Consider the following 19115-nt stretch of genomic DNA (forward strand, 5'->3'; position numbering starts at 1 on the left):
TGATTTCCAGCGCAAAGGTACAAAAGAACCCCCGGTTCCGGCACGTTGTTTCGCATCAGAACCGGGAGAGCCGGATCAATACTGGGCGTGAACGGCGGTCAGAATGCGCTCTGTTTCCCTGCGGATCTCGCTGGTCGGCCGCACAAAATTGTTGTTCATGAAGCTGAAAGCGAAGGTTTTGCCGCTCTTCGTCGTCAGGTATCCGCTCAGGTTGTACACGCCGTTGAGCGAGCCGGATTTGGCAAACACATACGGTTCTCCGTCCGGGGTCTTGAAGTAGTTGCGGATGGTGCCGGTTTTTCCGCCCACCGCGAGCAGCGGAAATACCCGCTCGCGCGGCGCCGTCTGCAGGATTTTGGTAAGGAGAACGATGATATCCCGCGGCGTGAACAGGTTGAACCGGGAAAGGCCCGATCCGTCTACCCACGAAGCTTTGTCGGGCAGGTCGGCCAGGTGATTTTTCAGGACATAGTCGATGGCCGTACTGCTTTTCAGCGGCTGCTCCAGCCGGGAGGCAACCAGCAGCAAAATCTGCTCCGCCATAAAATTATCGGAGGGCTGAAGCATGTGTTTGTAGAGGCTGTCGGACGGAACGGAGCGCAGGCTCTGATAAGCCGGGCTGCTGAAGGTTTGTACCGTGCCGACGGATTTACCCGTCGCTTCCTGCAACAGTTTGACGGTCAGCGCCGGAGACGTACGGTAGGGAACGTCCTGCTCATATCCTCCCGCAACAGGTACTGCCGTCGCATGAAAATCATTGGTCATAAAGTCCCGCCGTACTGAAAACCGGTTGCCCGGTAAATCAGGTATCAGCTCGAAAAACCGGGGCATATAGCTAAGGCTACCGGCCTGTTTTCCCGAAAAACGAACCACATTTCCATATAGCGGTAGGGCCGAAAGCTCTGCCTGGTAGTAGTCGTTGTAATCGTCCCAGGCCCAGCCGGAGCCCCAGGCATCCTGCTCAAACCGGCCCGGCCAGTAGACGAGCGTTTCGGAACGGGATTTGAGAAAATCAATCGCGCGGCTTCCGCCATAGTTGAGGTTCAGCAGGGTAGGGTCGCCCGTTCCCCAGAAAATGAGGGAATCATTCCGGACGATATACCGGAGCGCTTCCACCGAATCACCGAGCGTTTTCAGGCCGGCGAAAAAGGTGAACAGTTTGGTATTGGATGCCGGCGTGAAGTATTTGTCTGCCTGGTATTCGTAAACCGGCTTCCCGGTACCGAGGTCGTACAAGGCAAAACCGGTATGATGCGGGCCGAGAACGGCGGATGTCCACAGGGTATCCATCGGAGGTCCCTGGACAGAAGCGGCTTTCCGGTGAACCGTACAGGCAAAGGATCCCAGTACAAGGAAAAGATAAAGGAAGAAGTGTTTCATCGGGGAAAGGGAATCTCCCCCAAACATAAAGAAAAAGCACCGGAAACAGGGGGTCTCCGGTGCTTGCTGGCAAGTATTGTTTTCCTACCGCACGATGATGAGGCGGCGGGTAATGACTTCTGTTTCAGTCTGGAAGCGTGCTACATACGTGCCCGGCGTCAGCGTCCGGAGATCGAGGCGATCCCGGAAAACACCCGGTTGGGAGACAGTCCGCTGGTACACGGTCTGGCCGGTCAGGTTCGTAACCGTAATATCAACCGATTTCGCCGAAGCGGGGAATTTGGCATCGATCCGGAACTCTCCGTCGGTACTCGGGTTCGGGTTGACAGAGACAATTGCACGGGAAAGACCGGGATCCGTCGACGTTACCACCGGTACAGCCTTCTGAATATACAGGTTATCAATCGCCCAGCCCCAGCCGTGTGCATACTGGTCGGAAAAGAGGCGGAAGCGGATGAGGACGTTATCGCCGGGGCTGAAATCGCCGTAGGTCATCATATTGACCTGCCGGCGACGGAAAAGGCCTGCGTTTCCTTCGTATTTCGAATTCTGAACAGCGAATCCGTCTACCGTAATGCGTTCCAGGTTGCTGTTATAGGCACTCAGCCACTCGCTGTTACTACGGGCGTCCCACCCGTCTTCGAAGGGAATCCAGGTTTTGCCACCGTTTTTAGAGCCTTCGACGACAACGTAGTCATAGAAATCTGAGCTGCCGAATACAGAGCCCGCTTCTCCCGGCTCTACCAGACAGACTTCGTCAAACCGAATGAACGGATCCTGATCGGATAACTTGATCGGTGTCAGAAGCGTATAGGTGATATTAGCCTTATTTCCCTGGCTGGCCGGGCCGTCCTTATACGGGTGATCGCTGTGAATAGCTCCATCGGCAAAAGTCGCCGGTTTGTCGATCTTGAAACCGGTGCCGGTGAAGTCTTTGCCTGCGTCCGTTCCGTTGAAGTTGTTCACGTATTCGGTGACAGCCGCATTGATACCTTTTACTGTAATCGAGAAATACCCCGTTGCCGGCAGCATGGCCTGGTTCCGTGCCTTTGACCGGTCACGGGCCACAATGCGGTATTCTACTACATCTCCGCCTTTCAATGTGCCGGCCGGAAATACCAGCGCGCCAAGTGCGTAGATATTGTTGCTACGAATGCCGTTGACAACGTAGTAGCCTTGTCGTGGCATGGCTACAGACGGTTTAGCCGCTCCGTTAATGCGGTATTCGATGTAAGTAGTATCGATCCCGAAATCATAGTCGTCGAAAACGTCGGCGTCAAGATAGAGGGAATCTGTCGTCGCGAAAAGCTCCGTTTGCGGTACGTGTGTGATAGTCGGAGGCGTTTTGTCCGTGCCTACTTTAAAGGTCCAGTAGGCACGTGCGGGTGCTTCAGCCGGACTGGAAACAGTCCGGTTGGCATTGTCCGCTGCTGAAATCCAGTACCGGATGGTCCGGTCTCCGCTGGCAGCCGGAATATCCGCCGTATAGTTCTCGCCGGACTGGGTCATGGGGACGGTAGTGGCTTTCGCACGCGTCGTATCGTTGACCGTGTACGAGAGCGTCACGTTTCCTTTCAGCGTTGTATCACTTTTGACCGTAGCCCTGACCGTAATCGGCTGACCGATCAGGTCTTCGGAATCACGGAGCCGGTCGTGCAGAATAGACGTGGCTTTCCAGCCCATTTCAGAAAAGAAATTCAGGACGATCGGGCCGGGGTTCTGGTTGACTTCCCCGCGGGCGAGCGAAGGCGTCATCAACGCGTTGGCATTGCCATTCGGGTAGGTCGATTCGTCGAGGTGGGAAATACTGGAGCCTCCTGAGTAGGCGGAAGGTGCATACACCTTGGGTTTCTGATTGTTGTTGGCTGCGATGGCCAGGGCGCTATTGAAGAACAGGTTGCTGCTCGTCATTTGCCGCAAGATATCGACGGAAGGATTGCTGAAAGCGCTGATCAACTGCTGGTTCGTTCCGTTTACTAGGTAGTGGTCGTAGACCCTGGGATAACCAAAATTGTCACCGTCCCCCCAAATACCGAGATTGGTATTCGTTACCCCGAACGAACTGGTAAAACCGAGCCCGTGCCCCAATTCGTGCGTCACAACCGTCACAAAATCCTGTCGTCCGGCCGAGCCTTTCGTCGCGCCGTCGGTGCCGAGGTACCAGTTGACCTGTTTGTTGCTGTTAAACGAACAGGTAATGTCAAACTCGCCACCATTCAGGTTTTGGCGCGCCAGCTTTTCAGCAAGGGCAATCGGGTACGCGGTATTCGCTTTTGTGGCGCCAGAGAATCCCGTCACATATGAAGCCGGCCGTGCCCCACCGAGAATGATGGACCCGTTGTTATTTCCACCCAGATCCGTCCATTTCGCCTGTACACGAATGGGTACGGGAGAGACAATCAACGATCGCCAGATATCCACCGCATATTGAAAAGCTGCTTTCGCGCTGTCGGAAAAGCCCTCGTAATCGACAATAATATCAGAAGTGAACGCGGCAGTCCGCCCCGCCCGCGCACGCAAAAACTCAATCGGAGGGCCAATGCGCGAATCCGCCTGGCCGGTGGCATAACACACCGTTCCTTTGGCCGGCAGAAAGATCAGATCGCCTGTGGCACGGGTCAATTTCTTTTCGGGAAGCGGTTTTTGCGCAAAAACCGCACCACAACCTGCCAGCAGGAATACCAGTAGAAGTTTTTTCATAAACAAGGGATGGCTTCAACAGGTCACCGGTTTGGAGGGGATCCAAACGAAAGAATGCCTGATATGGTCTACAATTACAGCATTTGTTTCTGCTCTTCAAATACCCTCAGCCGAAAACATCTGCGTCCGTTTTCTATTTTTGGGACGAAAATGCGCCGGCCGGCGCGAAGGAGGAGGAATGCACCTATCGGCGGAAGAAATTCTCAGACATTATTGGGGACATGACCGGTTTCGGCCGTTTCAGAAAGAGATTATCGAGGCCGTGATGGCCGGTGACGACGTGCTGGCTCTCATGCCCACGGGCGGCGGGAAATCCGTGTGTTTTCAGGTACCCGCCCTCGCTATGGACGGGCTGTGCCTGGTAATCTCTCCGCTCATCGCCCTGATGAAGGATCAGGTCGAAAACCTCCGGAAAAAAGGAATTGCAGCCGAGGCCGTGTATTCCGGCATGAGCTACCGGCAGATCGACCGGACGCTCGACGCCTGCATCTACGGAGACGTAAAATTTCTTTATGTTTCTCCCGAGCGCCTCAAGACGGAACTCTTTCAGGTACGGGCGAAGCAAATGAAAATCAACCTCATAGCGGTCGACGAAGCCCACTGCGTCTCCGCCTGGGGATATGATTTCCGGCCGTCCTACCTGCAGATCGCCGAGGTACGTACCTGGCTGCCGAAAATACCCCTGCTGGCGCTTACCGCGACGGCAACACGGGAAGTTAAGTTTGATATCGTCGACAAACTGGCGCTCAACCGGCCCCGCGTTTTCCAGCAGAGTTTCGCCCGGCCGAATCTGTCGTATTCCGTCATCGCATCAGAAGACAAGGAAGGTCGTCTCCAGCGTATCCTGACCAACGTACCGGGCAGCTCCGTGGTGTATGTGCGCAGCCGTCGCAGAACGCAGCTCGTTGCAAGCGACCTGACGCGGAAAGGCATTCCGGCCACGTTCTACCATGCCGGTCTTTCGCCCCAGGAGCGGAATGCCCGCCAGGATGCCTGGCTGAAGGGAAAAGTACGCGTGATGGTGGCGACGAATGCCTTCGGTATGGGAATCGACAAGCCGGATGTCCGGACGGTCGTTCATATCGACCTGCCTGATACCCTCGAAGCATACTACCAGGAAGCCGGCCGTGGCGGCCGGGATGGAGAGAAATCCTTCGCGATCGCCCTCGTAGCGCCCTCCGATCCGGCGGAACTGAAGAAACAGGTGGAGCAGCAATACCCTGACACAGATTTCATCCGCAGGGTATACCAGTGCCTGGCCAACTACTACCGCCTGGCAATAGGCGCCGGGCTGGGGAGTAGTTATGATTTTGATATTCAGGGCTTTCAGTCGACGTTCGGATTGCCGACCGTCGACACCTATCATGCGCTGCGCCTGCTCGAAGGAGAGGGATTTCTTCAGATGAGCGAGTCGTACCATAATCCGTCCAAGCTCCATTTCGCGATTGACAGCCGGCAACTGTATGATTTTCAGCTAAGAAACGAACGGTATGACGCCTTCACGAAACTGCTTCTCCGGATGTATGGCGGTGTACTGTTTACTGATTTTTGCATTATCTCCGAAGCAGCGATAGCCAAAGCCTTTCTCATTCCGGAAGCGGAAGTCCGCTCGATGCTGCAACGGTTGCAGGACCTGGATATCGTCGAATACGATCCGCAGAAAAACCAGCCGCAGCTGACCTTTCTGACCGAACGGTACGACGCTTCGGAATTACCCCTGTCGGTGCGGGAAATCGCTGCCCGCCGTGACCGCGACCTCTCGAAAGTACAGGCCGTGATTGCCTATGCCGGAAACCGGCAGCGCTGCCGGACCCAGTTGCTGCTGGCGTATTTCGACGAACCCTCCGACCTGGAATGCGGTATCTGCGATACCTGCGTCGCCAAGAAGAAAGGACCGGCCGAAACCCGGCCGGCAGCGTCCGCTGCTTCACCGGAACCGGACGAGAAGCAGCAGATTCTGACCTACCTCGCAAACGGAAGCACTACCATCCAGCACCTGGTCAGTCAGATCGCGCCCCGGAACGAAAATGCCCTGCTTTTTACCATCCGGGAAATGCTCGCTGACGGCCTCATTGCCTATGATGCGCTGGGTAATCTGTCTCTTGCCGAAAAACGGCGCTAAATCTTCTTTTTTGCCGGAAGTGTAACCTTTCTTCTCCTTTCCGGTAATCTTTTCCCGAACGCAAATGCAACGTTCGGGCAGATACTTCCATCTTTTCGCGGATGACTTGCCGTTCAAAAAAAAGTTCGCCCACTTAACACATTTTAACTAAATGTTTCGTTTGAAACGTTGTTCACCTGCCATCTTTGATCCATCGAGCACGAACTAAACCTCCGTTAATACCTTCTCTTTTCACTATGCGACACTTTTTACTGAGTGCCTGTCTGGTCTTACTCACGTTGCTGACCCACGCCCAGAATCCGAACCGCGTGACCGTCAAAGGTCGGGTGGTGGATACCACGAGCGTTTCCCTTCCTTTTGCTACCGTTATGCTGCTGACGCCGAAAGATTCGGCGCTGGTGAGCTATGCGCGTTGCGATGAAAAGGGCGCTTTCGAGATCAAGAACGTCAAGCGGGGTACCTACCTCGTCAAAACTTCCTTCATGGGGTACCTGCCGTATCAGCGGGAATTCACGCCCGGGGACGGCGCCGTGACGGATCTCGGCGAGCTGAAAATGAAGGCCATCGCCAAAGAGCTTTTCGAAGTGGTGGTCAAAACGGCCAAAGCCCCGCTCAACATCCGGGGAGACACGATTGAATACAACGCCAGCTCCTTCAAAGTACCGCCGGGATCGACGGTGGAAGACCTCCTGAAGCGCCTTCCGGGGTTCCAGGTGGATCAGGACGGCAGTATCCGCGCTCAGGGTCAGGAGGTGAAACGGGTGACGGTTGACGGCAAGAATTTCTTCGGCGGAGATCCGAAAACAGCGATTAAGAACCTGGGTGCCGAAACCATCGACAAGGTACAGGTGTACAACAGCCAGTCGGAACAATCAAAGGCGACGGGCATCGATGACGGTAAGAAAGAAAAAACCGTTAACCTCGCGCTGAAGGACGAATACAAGAAGGGTGGATTCGGTAAAATCAAGGCCGGAGGCGGTACCGACGAGCGCGTGGACGTTCGCGGAAACTACAACCGGTTTGATGACAAGCGCCAGTTTGCCGTCGTCGGTCTGGGGAATAATATCAACCAGTCAGGCATGAGCTGGGACGATCGCCAGGACTTTTACGGAAGCTCCGCTTTCCGCTGGGACAACGTCGATTTCGGCTTTGGCGGCGGTATCGGAAGCGGTTCGGGATATGGCGGTAACTTTTATTCCGGCGGCGGTCAGGACCGCGGTTTCAACAATTCCTATGCGGGCGGTCTCAACTATAACTTCGAGACGAAAAAGCGGAAATTCAGCTCCAATTACTACTATTCACAACGTCGCAATTGGATGGATCAGGTGTCGAAAAGACAAAGCATTTTGTCGGATAATTCTTACGAAACGAACACCAATTCAAACGATTATTCCAAGAACGACAACCACAGTATTCAAGTCCGCTACGAAGACAACCTCGACTCACTTAATACACTGATTTTGCTGGGTAACGGAACAATTAACAACACCGATGGAACCTCGAAAAGTGTACAGGAAAACTTCCGGGGAACAAACGCGCTGACGAACCGGTCGACCCAGGACAACGGCAACGATACCCGGAACTATAACTTCTCCGGTTCGGCGCTTTTCCGCCACAAATTCCGTCAGAAAGGAAAGACATTCTCGGCCAGCGCCAGCTACATCCTCAACAGCGGAAAGGGCGATGCCACCCAGCGTTCGCTGAACGAATTCTTTGCCAGCTCGACGGGTTATGTTCCCCCGAAAAACCTTGATCTGCTGAACAGTACATCCAACAAACTGAACCAGTTCAAGGTCAACCTGTCGTTTGTTCAGCCGATCACGAAGCGGGTATCCTGGGAGAGCTTCTATAACTTCGGGGTACGGAATGACGAAGTAGACCGCGACGTGTACAACAGACTGGAAGGCAACCAGCGGAACGATACCCTGAGCCGGTATTACACGAACCAGATCATGCACAACCGCCTCGGAACCTCGTTGCGCTACAACCACAAAGGCCTTAATATTTCGGCCGGTCTGGCGGGTATCCGGATGGACCTGGAAAGCAAGTTTGCGTCGGATCAGTCGAAAGCAGATTTCACGCGGCTCAACCGGGACTATACCCTGTTTGTGCCGAGCGCCGGTCTGAACTTCGACCTGAAAAAGAACCGCTACCTATATGTGGAATACAGCGGAGACGTGCAGCAGCCTTCCGTACGCGACCTGCAACCGATCATTGACTACTCCAACCCGCTCGTTGTGACGCAGGGGAATCCGGACCTGAAGCCGACCGTGGCGCACAACTCGTACGGCGGTTACAGCTACTTCAATCCGGCGTCGTTTGCGCGGTTGTTTATCAACGCCAACTATACCTACTATTCCAATCAGGTCGTGTACAACCAGACGGTGGATTCCCTGCTGATTACACACTCGAAACCAGCCAACGTTTCAGGCGGCCAGAACGTCGGAACGTACGTCAGCTTCGGGTTCCCGCTGAAGAAAAACAAGGCGAATATCGGGTTCAATACCTCGGCCAACTTCGGTCAGAACTATACCCTCGTCAACGACATCCGGAACCGGACCAACAACAATAACTACCGGTTTGGTGTCAACCTGGACCTGACGCCGAGCGAGAATTTCACGTTCTACGGAAATGCCAACTGGGCCTACAACGACGTGAACTACTCCATCAACACGACCCAGAACCAGAAGATCTGGAACATCAACTACAACGGTCAGATGAACGTGAAGATGCCGTGGGGTTTGTATTTCAACACGACGTTTAACTATGCGATCTACAAGAACGACCGCTTTGATCTGAACCAGAATATCCCCATCCTCAACATGGCGCTGTACAAGCTGCTGGGCAAGACGAAACGTTCGGAAATCCGCTTGTCGGGCTACGATATTCTCCGCAAAAACCAGGGCATCACGCAGACGGCGACATCCAACTATTTCGTTCAGACGCAGGTACGCACCATTACCCAGTACTTCATGCTGAGCTATACCTTCAACATGCGCGGAATTACCGCCAAAATGCGGAGAGACGGCTTCTCCTTCTAACGAATGATGAACACGATGAAAAAAACGATCTTTCTGCTCCTGTTTTCGCTCCCTGTCTTTGCTCAGGAGCCGGAGGGAATCATCACATACGAACGCACGCAGTACTGGACCAAAATCCAGCAGCGCCTGACCTTCCTGAGCCAGGAAGAGAAAGACCGCGCCAAGATGACGTTCGGCTCGCGGGACGGGTACAAGGAAAAAATGAAGCTCGTCTTCAGCCCGACCCAGAGCGTCTACACCTACCTGAGCGATCAGGGCGAGTCGGAAGACGGCCGGTGGTCCTGGCGCCAGGATGACTATATCATTCAGCGGGATTTCGCGAAAGAAACCCTGACCGAGCTGCATGAGATGATGGGCAAGACCTACGTCGTGCAGGATTCCCTTCCTGCGCCCAAATGGAAGATTCTGAACCAGCTTAAAGACATCGCGGGCCACGTCTGCATGAAGGCTGAAACCGAAGAGCCGGTGAAAGGACAAAAGCTGACCGCCTGGTTTGCGGATGATCTGCCGGTATCGTTCGGTCCGGAGCGCTCGTTCGGTCTTCCGGGTATCATTCTGGAGCTGGATATCAACGACGGCGACGTCGTCGTTACGGCTACTAAAATCGAACTGAAAAAGCTGACCGATAAAGAGCTGGCTCTCCCGAAAATGAAAGGGAAAAAGATCACGGAAAAAGAATACAACCGCCTGATCTCCGAGCATATTCAGGACAGCATGAAGTCGCACCGGAATCCGTACTGGAGTTTGAGGTATTAAAAAGCTGTAAGCCTTTATGCAAAAAGCAGCGGGCGGTAAGTGGCAGGGTCTTTCCTGCTGCTTACCGTCTGCTGCTTTTTGCATATGGCCTGCCGTGTATGGTCACGAATCAACCGGTAAAACGTGTCTATATTTGACTCGGAGGTAGCGCTCACCACTATTCCGAACAGTACCCCTGAAACCTTAACTGAATAGTATGCTTACGATCAACAATTACATGGATAACCACTACATCCACCGGAGCAACTGGCTGCGGGCGGCTGTATTGGGCGCGAACGACGGAATCATTTCGATTTCAAGTCTGGCGATCGGAGTCGCTACGGCGAGTGCTGCCCGGGAGCCGGTATTGCTGGCGGTCATTGCCGGCCTGGTAGCCGGAGCATTGTCTATGGCTGCGGGCGAATATGTATCGGTAAGCTCCCAGACGGATATTGAAAAAGCGGATATCGAACGGGAGCGGCAGGAGCTTCAGGATATGCCGGAAGAGGAGCTACGGATTCTGGCTGAAATCTACGAACGCCGCGGGCTGAAAAAGGAAACCGCTCTTCAGGTCGCAACCGAGCTGACGGCTCACGATGCTCTGGGTACCCATATCCGGGACGAACTGGGAATCAATGAAATAAGTCAGGCAAAGCCGATCCAGGCCGCATTGGCGTCGGGCGCGGCGTTTACGTTCGGGGGCGTACTTCCTCTGCTCGTTGTGCTGCTCGCTCCAATCACATACATGGAGTATGCGCTATATGCCTTTACGATTCTTTCTCTTGTGATTCTGGGAATAGTGGCGGCGAGAACCGGCGGTTCCGGCGTGATGAAGGCCGTCGTGCGCATCGTTGTCTGGGGTACGATTGCGATGGGATTGTCTGCGTTGGTAGGATACCTTTTCGGGGTAAACGTATAAAAGTGAAAAGCAACGATGGATGATTCCAGTCGTTGCTTTTTCGGATAACTGCGGGCGCCGGGCTACTCAATCTCAATCACCACATCCGCGCTCATCGGGTGCGCGACACACGTCAGGACGAAGCCTGCGGCAATTTCCTGTTCGGTCAGACCGTCTTCTTCGTCCATCATCACCTTGCCTGACTTGCACCGGCCCATACAGGCGGTACACATACCGGCCTGGCAGGAATAGGGCAGGTCGATGTCGAGCTCGAGACCGGCTTCGAGGATAGTTTGGTGCGGCTTGACTTCCACCTTGTACTCAGCGCCTTCGTAAAAGAGGGTGATGGTACGGGTTTTGAGTTTGCCGTCGTCTTCGTCTTCCACGACTTCTCCGTGTGTATCTTTTGAGGGAGCGAAGCTCTCTTTGTGAATCTGCTCTTTCGGGACGTTGAGGATGGCCAGCGCATGCTGCACTTCCTCCATCATCCCTTCCGGTCCGCAGAGGTAGAATTCTGCGGAAGTGACAGGTATGTTCAGTTCGTCCAGGATCCGGATGGCTGCCTGCTGGTTGACGCGCCCGCTGCGGCCGTCCCACGCGAGGGGCTGGCTGAGGACGTGCACTACTGTCAGGCGTCCGGCAAACTGCGCTTCCAGTTCAGCCAGCTGATCCCGGAAAATAATATTCCGTTCGTTCCGGCTGCCGTATACCAGAGTGATCCGGGTATTGGTTTCAACCGGTAATACCGATTTGATCATCGAAATCAGCGGCGTAACCCCGCTGCCTGCGCCGAACAGGACCAGCTCCCGGCTCCGGCCTGCCGCCGGTTCGCAAACGAAATGCCCCATCGGCTCCATGACTTCGATGACGTCTCCGGCTTTTACCTGATCGTTGACGTAGTTCGAAACCAGCCCGCCTGCGAGGCGCTTTACCGTCACCGCAATCGAGGCGTCCTTATTGGGCGAGCTCGACATGGAGTAGGCGCGGCGTACTTTCTTGTTCTCTACCGGCAGAATCAGCGTCAGAAACTGCCCGGGTTTATAGGGTATGGTTGCGTGCGGCGGATGCCAGAAATGAAGAGTAACCGTATCTTCTGTTTCGCGAACGACTTCCTTGACGGTCAGGTGATAATACTTGCTCATCTATCTAGTATACCGGTCGGGAAGGCCCGGCCGGCCATTGGGAATAAAGAAATGCAAAGGTAATAGATAGGGGCTATCGGGGTTTCAGTTTTCGGTTTTCAGTTTATAGTTTTCGGTTGGCGCTCCGACCAACGTACCTGACTGCTTATATGATTCGCGTTGCTGCCCTGCTACAGCTTGATTAGCTCACCCAACTGAAAACCAAAAACCGCAAACCGAAAACAAAAAAGCCCGTCTAACCAGACGGGCTTCTTCACCTCTATTTATAGCTCGGGCAGCCGCAGCCTTTGTCTTTCTTTTTGAAGAGGCCCCAGAGAAATCCTTTTTTCTTCCGGTAGCCTTTGTTGCGGCGTTTGGAGGCCGCATCCTGTACCGAAACCTCCGTCGAAGCCGATGGCGCGGCCGATACCTGTTCGGGAAGGACCATCACGCCGAGAAGAAATACAAAGAGTAGCTTTTTCATGGACGTTTGCATCGTTTCGTACATCAGTAAAACGGCCGTACCAGTCGTTTATTTTTTACAACAGCTTTTTTCTCAGGTATTCCGAAGCGTGGGCGAAGGCGTCGGCTGATGCCGCTTCATCGTATTTCGGATTGCTGGGATTCGCAAAGGCGTGGACGGCATCGTACATCTTGATCGTTACTTTCTTGCCCGCAGCGGCCATGTTTTTCTCAAATTCCTGTACGGTGCTCGGCGGAATGCCTTTGTCCTGGCTGCCAAAGATACCCAGTACATCGGTGTGCAGGCTTTTCAGTTTTTCGACATCCTGTTCGGGCCGGCCGTAATACATCACACAACCTACCGCCTGGGAGCCTTCCAGCAGCGCCGATTTGAGCGACAGCATGCCCCCGAAACACCAGCCGACGGTGGCAATTTTCGCCTTCGGGCCGGCATAACCGATACCCGCTTTGATGATCGTTTCCAGTCGCTCGGGTTTGGCCTGGCTCATGTATTTGCCGGCATCTTCACTTTTCGTGGCGACGTTCCCGTCATACATATCCAGCGCCAGTACGTTCACTTTTCCGTTGAGGGCGTTATAGTATTTCTCTGCTTCCTGTTTGACGTAGTCGTTCAAACCCCACCATTCCTGAAAAACGAGGAGGTACTTGTCGGACTTTGATTTGGCTTTGATCAGGAAGGCGCCGGCCTTCTGACCATCGGCTGCATCAAGCTGGATCATTTCTCCGCCGGCCTTGCTTTCGAACGTAAAGGGCAGCGGTTCTACGTGCAGGGCCTGAAATTCTTTCGTGGAGGCCATCAGCTGCATTTCATCGGGGCGTTCGAAAAGACCGGACGTCTTTTTCGTATCGTGGCAGGCCGCTGCCGCGTCTTCGCAGCAGCTTTGGGCGAACAGATTGGCGCTCGCGCCCAGCAGGAGGGCGGAAAGGAAGAGTTTTTTCATGAGGTTTTGCGGAATGGAGTCTGGCTAAAGGAATCCCGGGCCGGGATACAAAGAAAAACCGGAGCGAAAATGTTCGCTCCGATCGAAAGATACAAACGAAAAATCAGGCTTTCTGCAGTTCGAAGACGGTAATCTCCGGCGGCATACCGACGCGCCCCGGGTATCCGAGAAATCCGTATCCGCGGTTGACGTACAACTGCTGGTCGCCTTCCTTGTACAACCCGGCCCACTGCTTGTAACGGTACTGAACCGGACTCCAGCGGAAGTAAGGCGTTTCAATGCCAAACTGCATCCCGTGCGTGTGGCCGGCAAACTGCACGTCGATGTCGCTGAACTCGGGCCGGACCTGCGCGTCCCAATGACTCGGGTCGTGGGAGAGCAGGAGCTTGACGGCTGCTTCGTCGGTACCGGCGTTGGCTTTGGCCAGGTTGCCGTATTGGGCAAAACCGCCCGTACCCCAGTTCTGAATACCCAGAATAGCAATCTTATCGCCGTTTTGTTCGATGAAGCGGTGCTCGTCGAGCAGCAGGTCATAGCCCATTTCCCGGTGTACACGCTTGAGATCTTCGAGGTTCTGCCGCTTGGCCTGCGGGCTCGACCAGGAAGCGTAATCGCCATAGTCGTGGTTGCCGAGGGTAGAATAGACGCCCAGCGGCGCTTTTACTTTTTCGAAAATGGCTTTATAGTCTTTCACTTCCTCGGCGCGGTCGTTGACAAGGTCGCCGGTGAAAAATACCAGATCCGGTTTCTCTGCCAGAAGAAGATCAACACCGCCTTTTACCGCTGTTTTATTGTAAAAACTACCCGAGTGAATATCGGAAACCTGCGCAATGCGGAGCCCCTCGAAGGAGCGCGGGAGGTTTTTCAGTTTCAGCGTGACTTTCCGGACGCGGTAATCGTGTGCGCCGGAAATGATGCCCCACGTAAACCCGACCGCCGGAATAGCCGCCGTGACGAGCGCCGCCTTCGCCAGAAATTCTGAACGGGTAATCGCATCGCCGCCGGAAGGAGTAGCGGGAGTCGCTTCGGGTTTGGAAAACAGGCGCGCCGCCCAGCGGACAAGCCGGCCGGCGTCGTCAATCAGCAACAGCGGAATCATAAAGATTTTCGAGAGGTAGCCGATCAGGATATAACTGTAGAAGAAAATCCGGAGGCCTCTGAAACGGCCCCAGAAGTCACTTCCAAGGGTCACAGACAGGACAATAGTCAGCAGCAGCATGCCCGGAACGCTCCAGTAAATCCACCGGGCAGCGCGTTGCCAGCCGGGAGAGACGGATTGCGTTGCCGTCCGGACAGCCTGAAAGCCATACCACTCAATAGCAAGAAGAACGAGTATGGTAATGGCCAGGGTGATGATTCGGTTCATAAGGAAGAGACGATTCTATTGCTCGAACGGAAAAACTCCCGCAAGAGCCGGATGGTTCAGCCGGTTTCCGTATTCCGGATGAATAGCCCGATTCGGAGGATGGAGCCGCGGATCGGGGGAATGAAGATACGCAAACTACGGTAGCTCAGGTATATGTTTCCCCGGACGTATCGCAGATATGCTGTTGTCGTCCCCTTCCGGGATACCGGTCATTTTTGGGTGGGTGGCAACAGATAAGCCCCGCCGGAACAGTCCGTCCGGCGGGGCTTATCTGTTGGCGGTTTACTTACTGGTACACCACCCAGGCCGTCCCCACACAATCCGTATCCGACTTCACCCGCAACCAATGCGCGTTGAAGGTATACGGGAAGGTGACGGTAACCGGCTTGCCGGCTTTGACGGCGATGCGCTTGTAGGTATGCCAGCCTGAGACATGGTCGAAATCGACTTCAAGCGTGAACGCCGCGTCTTTGTCGGATGACAGCGTAACCGTTTTCTTGTCGTACCCGGTCATCAGGTACGGCAGGGACGGCTCTCCTGCGCGGACGACCGTATTTTTCCAGACGCCGCCTTCGCCCGTCGGCTTCCCGAGCTTCCAGAGGTCGTCAATAGCTCCGAACCAGAGGCTGGTCATACCGGAACCGAAGATATGTTCGCGGTTTTCAGCCCCTTTTTTTGTTCCGGAAAGAACGAGCAGCCCCCGCCAGGTACAAAAATCCTGAATCTGTTTCCGGTGGGTAGTAATCGGCCGCATGGTAGCAAAACCGCCTTCCCGCGGGACTTCATAGATCGTTCCGTGCGCCTGAAAAAGGTATCGCTCCGATTCCACCTCGCGACGGCCCCGGGGCCAGCCAGCGGCAAAAGGCTGGTCATACGCCGCCAGCGTGCGGGGCAGGCGGAAGGTTCCGGTGGCGTCTTTCACAATCACCGACGCGTCATCCAGCTCAAAATCCTTTTTGAAAGCGCCGACAGCAGCAACTTCCTCTGCCTTGCTTCCAGCAGGCGTGAGGTAGCTCAGGTTTTCGTCTACTTCCTGATAAACAGTACCATTCAGTACTTGTAGATTGGTATTGTCTTTGGAAGGACGAATGATGGCGGCCACGGGATCCCGATCGGTCGCTTCTGCCAAACCGGCAAAAAGCGCTTTCCCGTCAGAGGCCGCATGTCCCTGCCCCTGGTAATGGAAAAAGGCCGAATAGGTACCGGATTGACCGGCTTTCAGCCGTATCCACGTCGCTGCAAACGATGCCGGGAAAGCATACGCCAGGTATCCCTCTTTCGGTACAGAAACAGTGGCATAGTTCTCCCAGCGCCCCGTACCGGTTTTATCGACTTCCAGCGTGAACGTGACTGCTTTGCCGTTTTGATGGGTCAAATGCAGGATCTTTTTACCGAAGCCGTTGATCAGGAACGGATCAGAGGCTTCTCCAGCCTGTACCGCGTCGTTTTGCCAGGGACCGCCCCAGCCATTGGCCGCGCCCCATTCCCGGAGCTGTTCCGGCTGCCCGAACCAGAGGTTAGATTGCGAGCGACCAGCCAGGGGATTTTCCAGGATCGATGTTTCATCGGTGGCGAGGACCAGCTGCCCGTTCCAGCTGCAAAAATCAGGAATGTAGCGCAAGTGGTTGGAAATCGGGCGTATACCGCCGGTTTTCCCGGCGCTGAAGCCCGCCGGAAAGTCGTAAAACATCCCGTGCATGTCCATCAGCAAGCGGTTGTTGCCGATTTCCCGGATGCGTGGCCATTCAGTATACCAACCTCCCCAGTGATCATAGGTATGCGTGGATTTCGGAAGACGGTACGTATGCCATTTACCGTGATCGAGGAGCTTGAGAATCACCGAACGGCGGTCCCAGCCGATACTCCACGCCGGGCTTTCCGGAGACGGCGCCCCGTAGATTCCGCCGGGGCCGGTGATATCCGTAAACTGTTTCCGCTCGACGATGGACCAGGCTTTTCCGTCCCATTCCGCCAGTACTCCCATTTCATCCTTGTTTTTCGGGGCAGCGCCAGCCTGCAGCAGCTTCGTGTCGATGTCGAAGACCTGGTGTTCACCATTGTTGGCTACAATCAGCCGGCCCTGTGCCGTGTATCCGCCTTTTCCGTGCCAGCCGGGTACGGGCTTGTGAAACAGCTTTTTAACGGCGAGGGAATGGACGTTGGCTTCGTAGAGCATACCCTCCATGTCATAGAAATAGACCTGGTTGGCCGGGTCGGTGAGGTGGCGTGCTGTTGCGGTAAGCCGCCCGGGCATAACGGTCTGCGGGATGGTGCGCACGACTCCTTCCTTCGAAACAAAATACGGTCCGATGATAAGCTGGTTCGATTCGCGGTGAATCATCCGGTTGGCGGGCGTTCCGCCGACGCTCTCCGGCCGGATGGTGAGCCGGAGATTGTGATCGATCGTATAGAGCTTGTCGGAACTGCCGCCCGGGCAATGCGGGGAGTAGGTAACCATCCAGAGTTTGCCTGCCCAGGGAACAACCGCTCCGATACCGCACTCGCCGCCGTTGCCCTTGCACGGAATACCGTCGCCGCGGTTGAATACGGCCAGGTGAGGGTATACGCCGCTGATCTGAAGGGGTTTTTGCTGCGCAAAGACGGACGAGCCGGCCAATAGGGAAATCAATAGGGCACGTTTCATAGCACAATCAATAGCCGGAGTTTTGAGTGAGATTAGGATTGACGCGGCGTTCGTTGGCGGGAATCGGCCAGAGGTACTGCCGGTTTTTGTCGAAGTTGGTGACAGCCAGGGACTTGATATTTCCCATCAGGGCGGAGTAGTCCGGAATACCGTCCGCATCGATGACGGGCGCGCCGGCGAACGGCCACTTCCCGCGGTCGAGTACATTCGGGTCCTGAAACCCTACGATCGGGCGGGTCAGGGCTTTTTCAGCGATTTTCCAGCGGATAAGGTCCATGTACCGAAGGCCTTCGCGGGCGAGTTCAACGCGTCGTTCGCGCCGGATTACTGTCCGGAGTGCTACCGCATCCGTGGTTTTGACGGCCGGGTATGATCCGGTAGCCGTCACCGCGACGCCATAGGCCCGGGCCCGTACCTGATTGAGGGCGTTCAGCGCCGACGCGTCGATTTCTCCCAATTCTGTTTTCGCTTCCGCATAGGTCAGGAGTATTTCGGCGTAGCGGCAGAGGATAATGTCGTTGTCTGCCGCCAGGCGATCTGCCCAGGTCTGATCGATGCCTTTTTTCCAGATAAAACCGGTATAGCTGGCGAAGGTATTGACCGCCCGGCAGTCGAGGTTACTGACTTTCTTACCGGTTTTGTACGAAAATGTCTGAGTAGAATCAGGGTGCGGCTGATAGCTGAATCCAAGCCACGGCGTTCCAAATTCCACGATACTCATCGTCATACGCGGGTCACGGTTGGCGAAGGGCTTTTTCGGATTATAGAGCGGAGACTGATCAATGGGCAGCCCGTCGGTACACTCGTACGAATCCACGAGCGACCAGGTCGGTATCTGGGCGCCATATCCGCCCGCATTGCGCGAGATATAGTCGCGGACCGTACCGGCATCCATGAATACCGACAGTTCCTGCGAGCGGGGAATACTGATGATGAGCTCTTTACTCGTTTCTCCCGAAACCAGAAAAAGATCGGTGTAGGAGCTATGGAGCTGATAGGCGCCGAGGTCGATGACGGCTTTCGCCGCGTCGCGGGCTTCTGCCCATTTGCCAAGATACAGGGCGGTGCGTGCCTTGAGGGCCAGCGCGGCGCCCTTCGTCAGGCGTTTCAGCTCTCCGGCGCCATAGCTGACCGGCAATTGCGCGGCGGCCCAGTCAAATTCGGCGAATAAAAACGTTAGAATTTCCTCGCGGGAAGTACGCGTCATTTTGTACGATTCTTCCAGCGAAACAGGCGTTTTCAACAGAGGTACATCCCCGAAATGCGTAATAAGCCGGGAATACTGGTAAGCACGGATAAGCCGGGCCTCGGCCTCCAGGCGGAGCAGCACACTTTCGGCTGTATTGTTTTTCGCGCGGTCCTTGTTGGCCAGAAAGGTATTGGCGCGGGCAATGGGCTTGTAGCAGTTGACCCAGAGGGTACTGGCAATGCCGCTGCCGGCGTCCATTGTGCCGTAGGTGATTTCATTGCCGCCGACGCTGCGCTGCCAATGGTTGTCGGAATAGGCTTCGTCGTCATTTCCCCAGAAAACAAGGCGGTAGAGGTCGTTGACGGCCATCTCCAGCTCCGCCTGGTTCGAGTAGAAATTCTCCGAAGAACTCTCGGACAATGGGTTAAGATCCAGTTTGTTACAGGAGATCAGCAGCAGGGAAAGGAAAAATAGGGAAAGGCGTTTCATGTCCGT

12 protein-coding genes are annotated in these 19115 nt (G+C 54.9%); 4 read left to right on the top strand and 8 right to left on the bottom strand.

Annotated features, from left to right (window positions below; genetic code table 11):
• Positions 1–75: 75 nt before the first annotated feature.
• Entirely contained in the window at positions 76–1380 is a 1305-nt protein-coding gene (locus BLR09_RS22315) for a D-alanyl-D-alanine carboxypeptidase/D-alanyl-D-alanine-endopeptidase (protein ID WP_176785642.1), read from the bottom strand.
• Between the two features lie 84 nt (positions 1381–1464).
• Positions 1465–4080: a T9SS type A sorting domain-containing protein gene (locus tag BLR09_RS22320; RefSeq protein ID WP_093208005.1), complete on the bottom strand. Its 2616-nt coding sequence runs from the start codon at positions 4078–4080 to the stop codon at positions 1465–1467.
• 178 nt (positions 4081–4258) lie between these two features.
• Here BLR09_RS22320 and BLR09_RS22325 point away from each other — a divergent pair, with 178 nt between their 5' ends.
• From BLR09_RS22325 to BLR09_RS22340, 4 genes are all read left to right on the top strand, one after another.
• A complete protein-coding gene (locus BLR09_RS22325) occupies positions 4259–6202 on the top strand; it encodes a RecQ family ATP-dependent DNA helicase (protein ID WP_093208187.1) in 1944 nt (647 codons plus the stop codon).
• 236 nt (positions 6203–6438) lie between these two features.
• Positions 6439–9243: an outer membrane beta-barrel protein gene (locus tag BLR09_RS22330; RefSeq protein WP_093208006.1), complete on the top strand. Its 2805-nt coding sequence runs from the start codon at positions 6439–6441 to the stop codon at positions 9241–9243.
• A gap of 15 nt (positions 9244–9258) precedes the next feature.
• On the top strand, positions 9259–9999 hold the full coding sequence (locus tag BLR09_RS22335; RefSeq protein WP_093208188.1) for a GLPGLI family protein: 741 nt from the start codon (positions 9259–9261) through the stop codon (positions 9997–9999).
• A 196-nt stretch (positions 10000–10195) separates the two neighbouring features.
• Positions 10196–10897, top strand: coding sequence for a VIT1/CCC1 transporter family protein (locus tag BLR09_RS22340; protein WP_093208008.1), 702 nt, complete (start codon positions 10196–10198; stop codon positions 10895–10897).
• 62 nt (positions 10898–10959) lie between these two features.
• On the opposite strand, the gene BLR09_RS22345 is transcribed toward BLR09_RS22340, so the two are convergent.
• The 6 genes from BLR09_RS22345 to BLR09_RS22370 all read right to left on the bottom strand — a co-directional run bounded on the left by BLR09_RS22345 (position 10960) and on the right by BLR09_RS22370 (position 19109).
• On the bottom strand, positions 10960–12018 hold the full coding sequence (locus tag BLR09_RS22345; protein ID WP_093208009.1) for a ferredoxin--NADP reductase: 1059 nt from the start codon (positions 12016–12018) through the stop codon (positions 10960–10962).
• 259 nt (positions 12019–12277) lie between these two features.
• Positions 12278–12481 (bottom strand): hypothetical protein, encoded by a 204-nt coding sequence (locus BLR09_RS22350; protein ID WP_143011184.1) that lies wholly within the window; start codon positions 12479–12481, stop codon positions 12278–12280.
• Between the two features lie 55 nt (positions 12482–12536).
• Positions 12537–13421 carry a dienelactone hydrolase family protein gene (locus tag BLR09_RS22355; RefSeq protein WP_093208013.1) on the bottom strand — a complete coding sequence of 295 codons (885 nt, stop codon included), beginning with the start codon at positions 13419–13421 and terminating at the stop codon, positions 12537–12539.
• 103 nt (positions 13422–13524) lie between these two features.
• On the bottom strand, positions 13525–14787 hold the full coding sequence (locus tag BLR09_RS22360; RefSeq protein WP_093208014.1) for a metallophosphoesterase: 1263 nt from the start codon (positions 14785–14787) through the stop codon (positions 13525–13527).
• A gap of 286 nt (positions 14788–15073) precedes the next feature.
• Positions 15074–17431, bottom strand: a complete 2358-nt coding sequence (locus tag BLR09_RS22365; RefSeq protein ID WP_143011185.1) for a hypothetical protein — start codon at positions 17429–17431, stop codon at positions 15074–15076.
• Positions 17432–17438: 7 nt separating this feature from the next.
• The gene (locus BLR09_RS22370) at positions 17439–19109 is read right to left on the bottom strand and encodes a RagB/SusD family nutrient uptake outer membrane protein (protein ID WP_093208017.1); all 1671 of its coding nucleotides are present in this window, start codon (positions 19107–19109) and stop codon (positions 17439–17441) included.
• Between the last annotated feature and the right edge of the window lie 6 nt (positions 19110–19115).

This window comes from Siphonobacter aquaeclarae (genome assembly GCF_900103285.1).
Taxonomy (GTDB): domain Bacteria; phylum Bacteroidota; class Bacteroidia; order Cytophagales; family Spirosomataceae; genus Siphonobacter; species Siphonobacter aquaeclarae.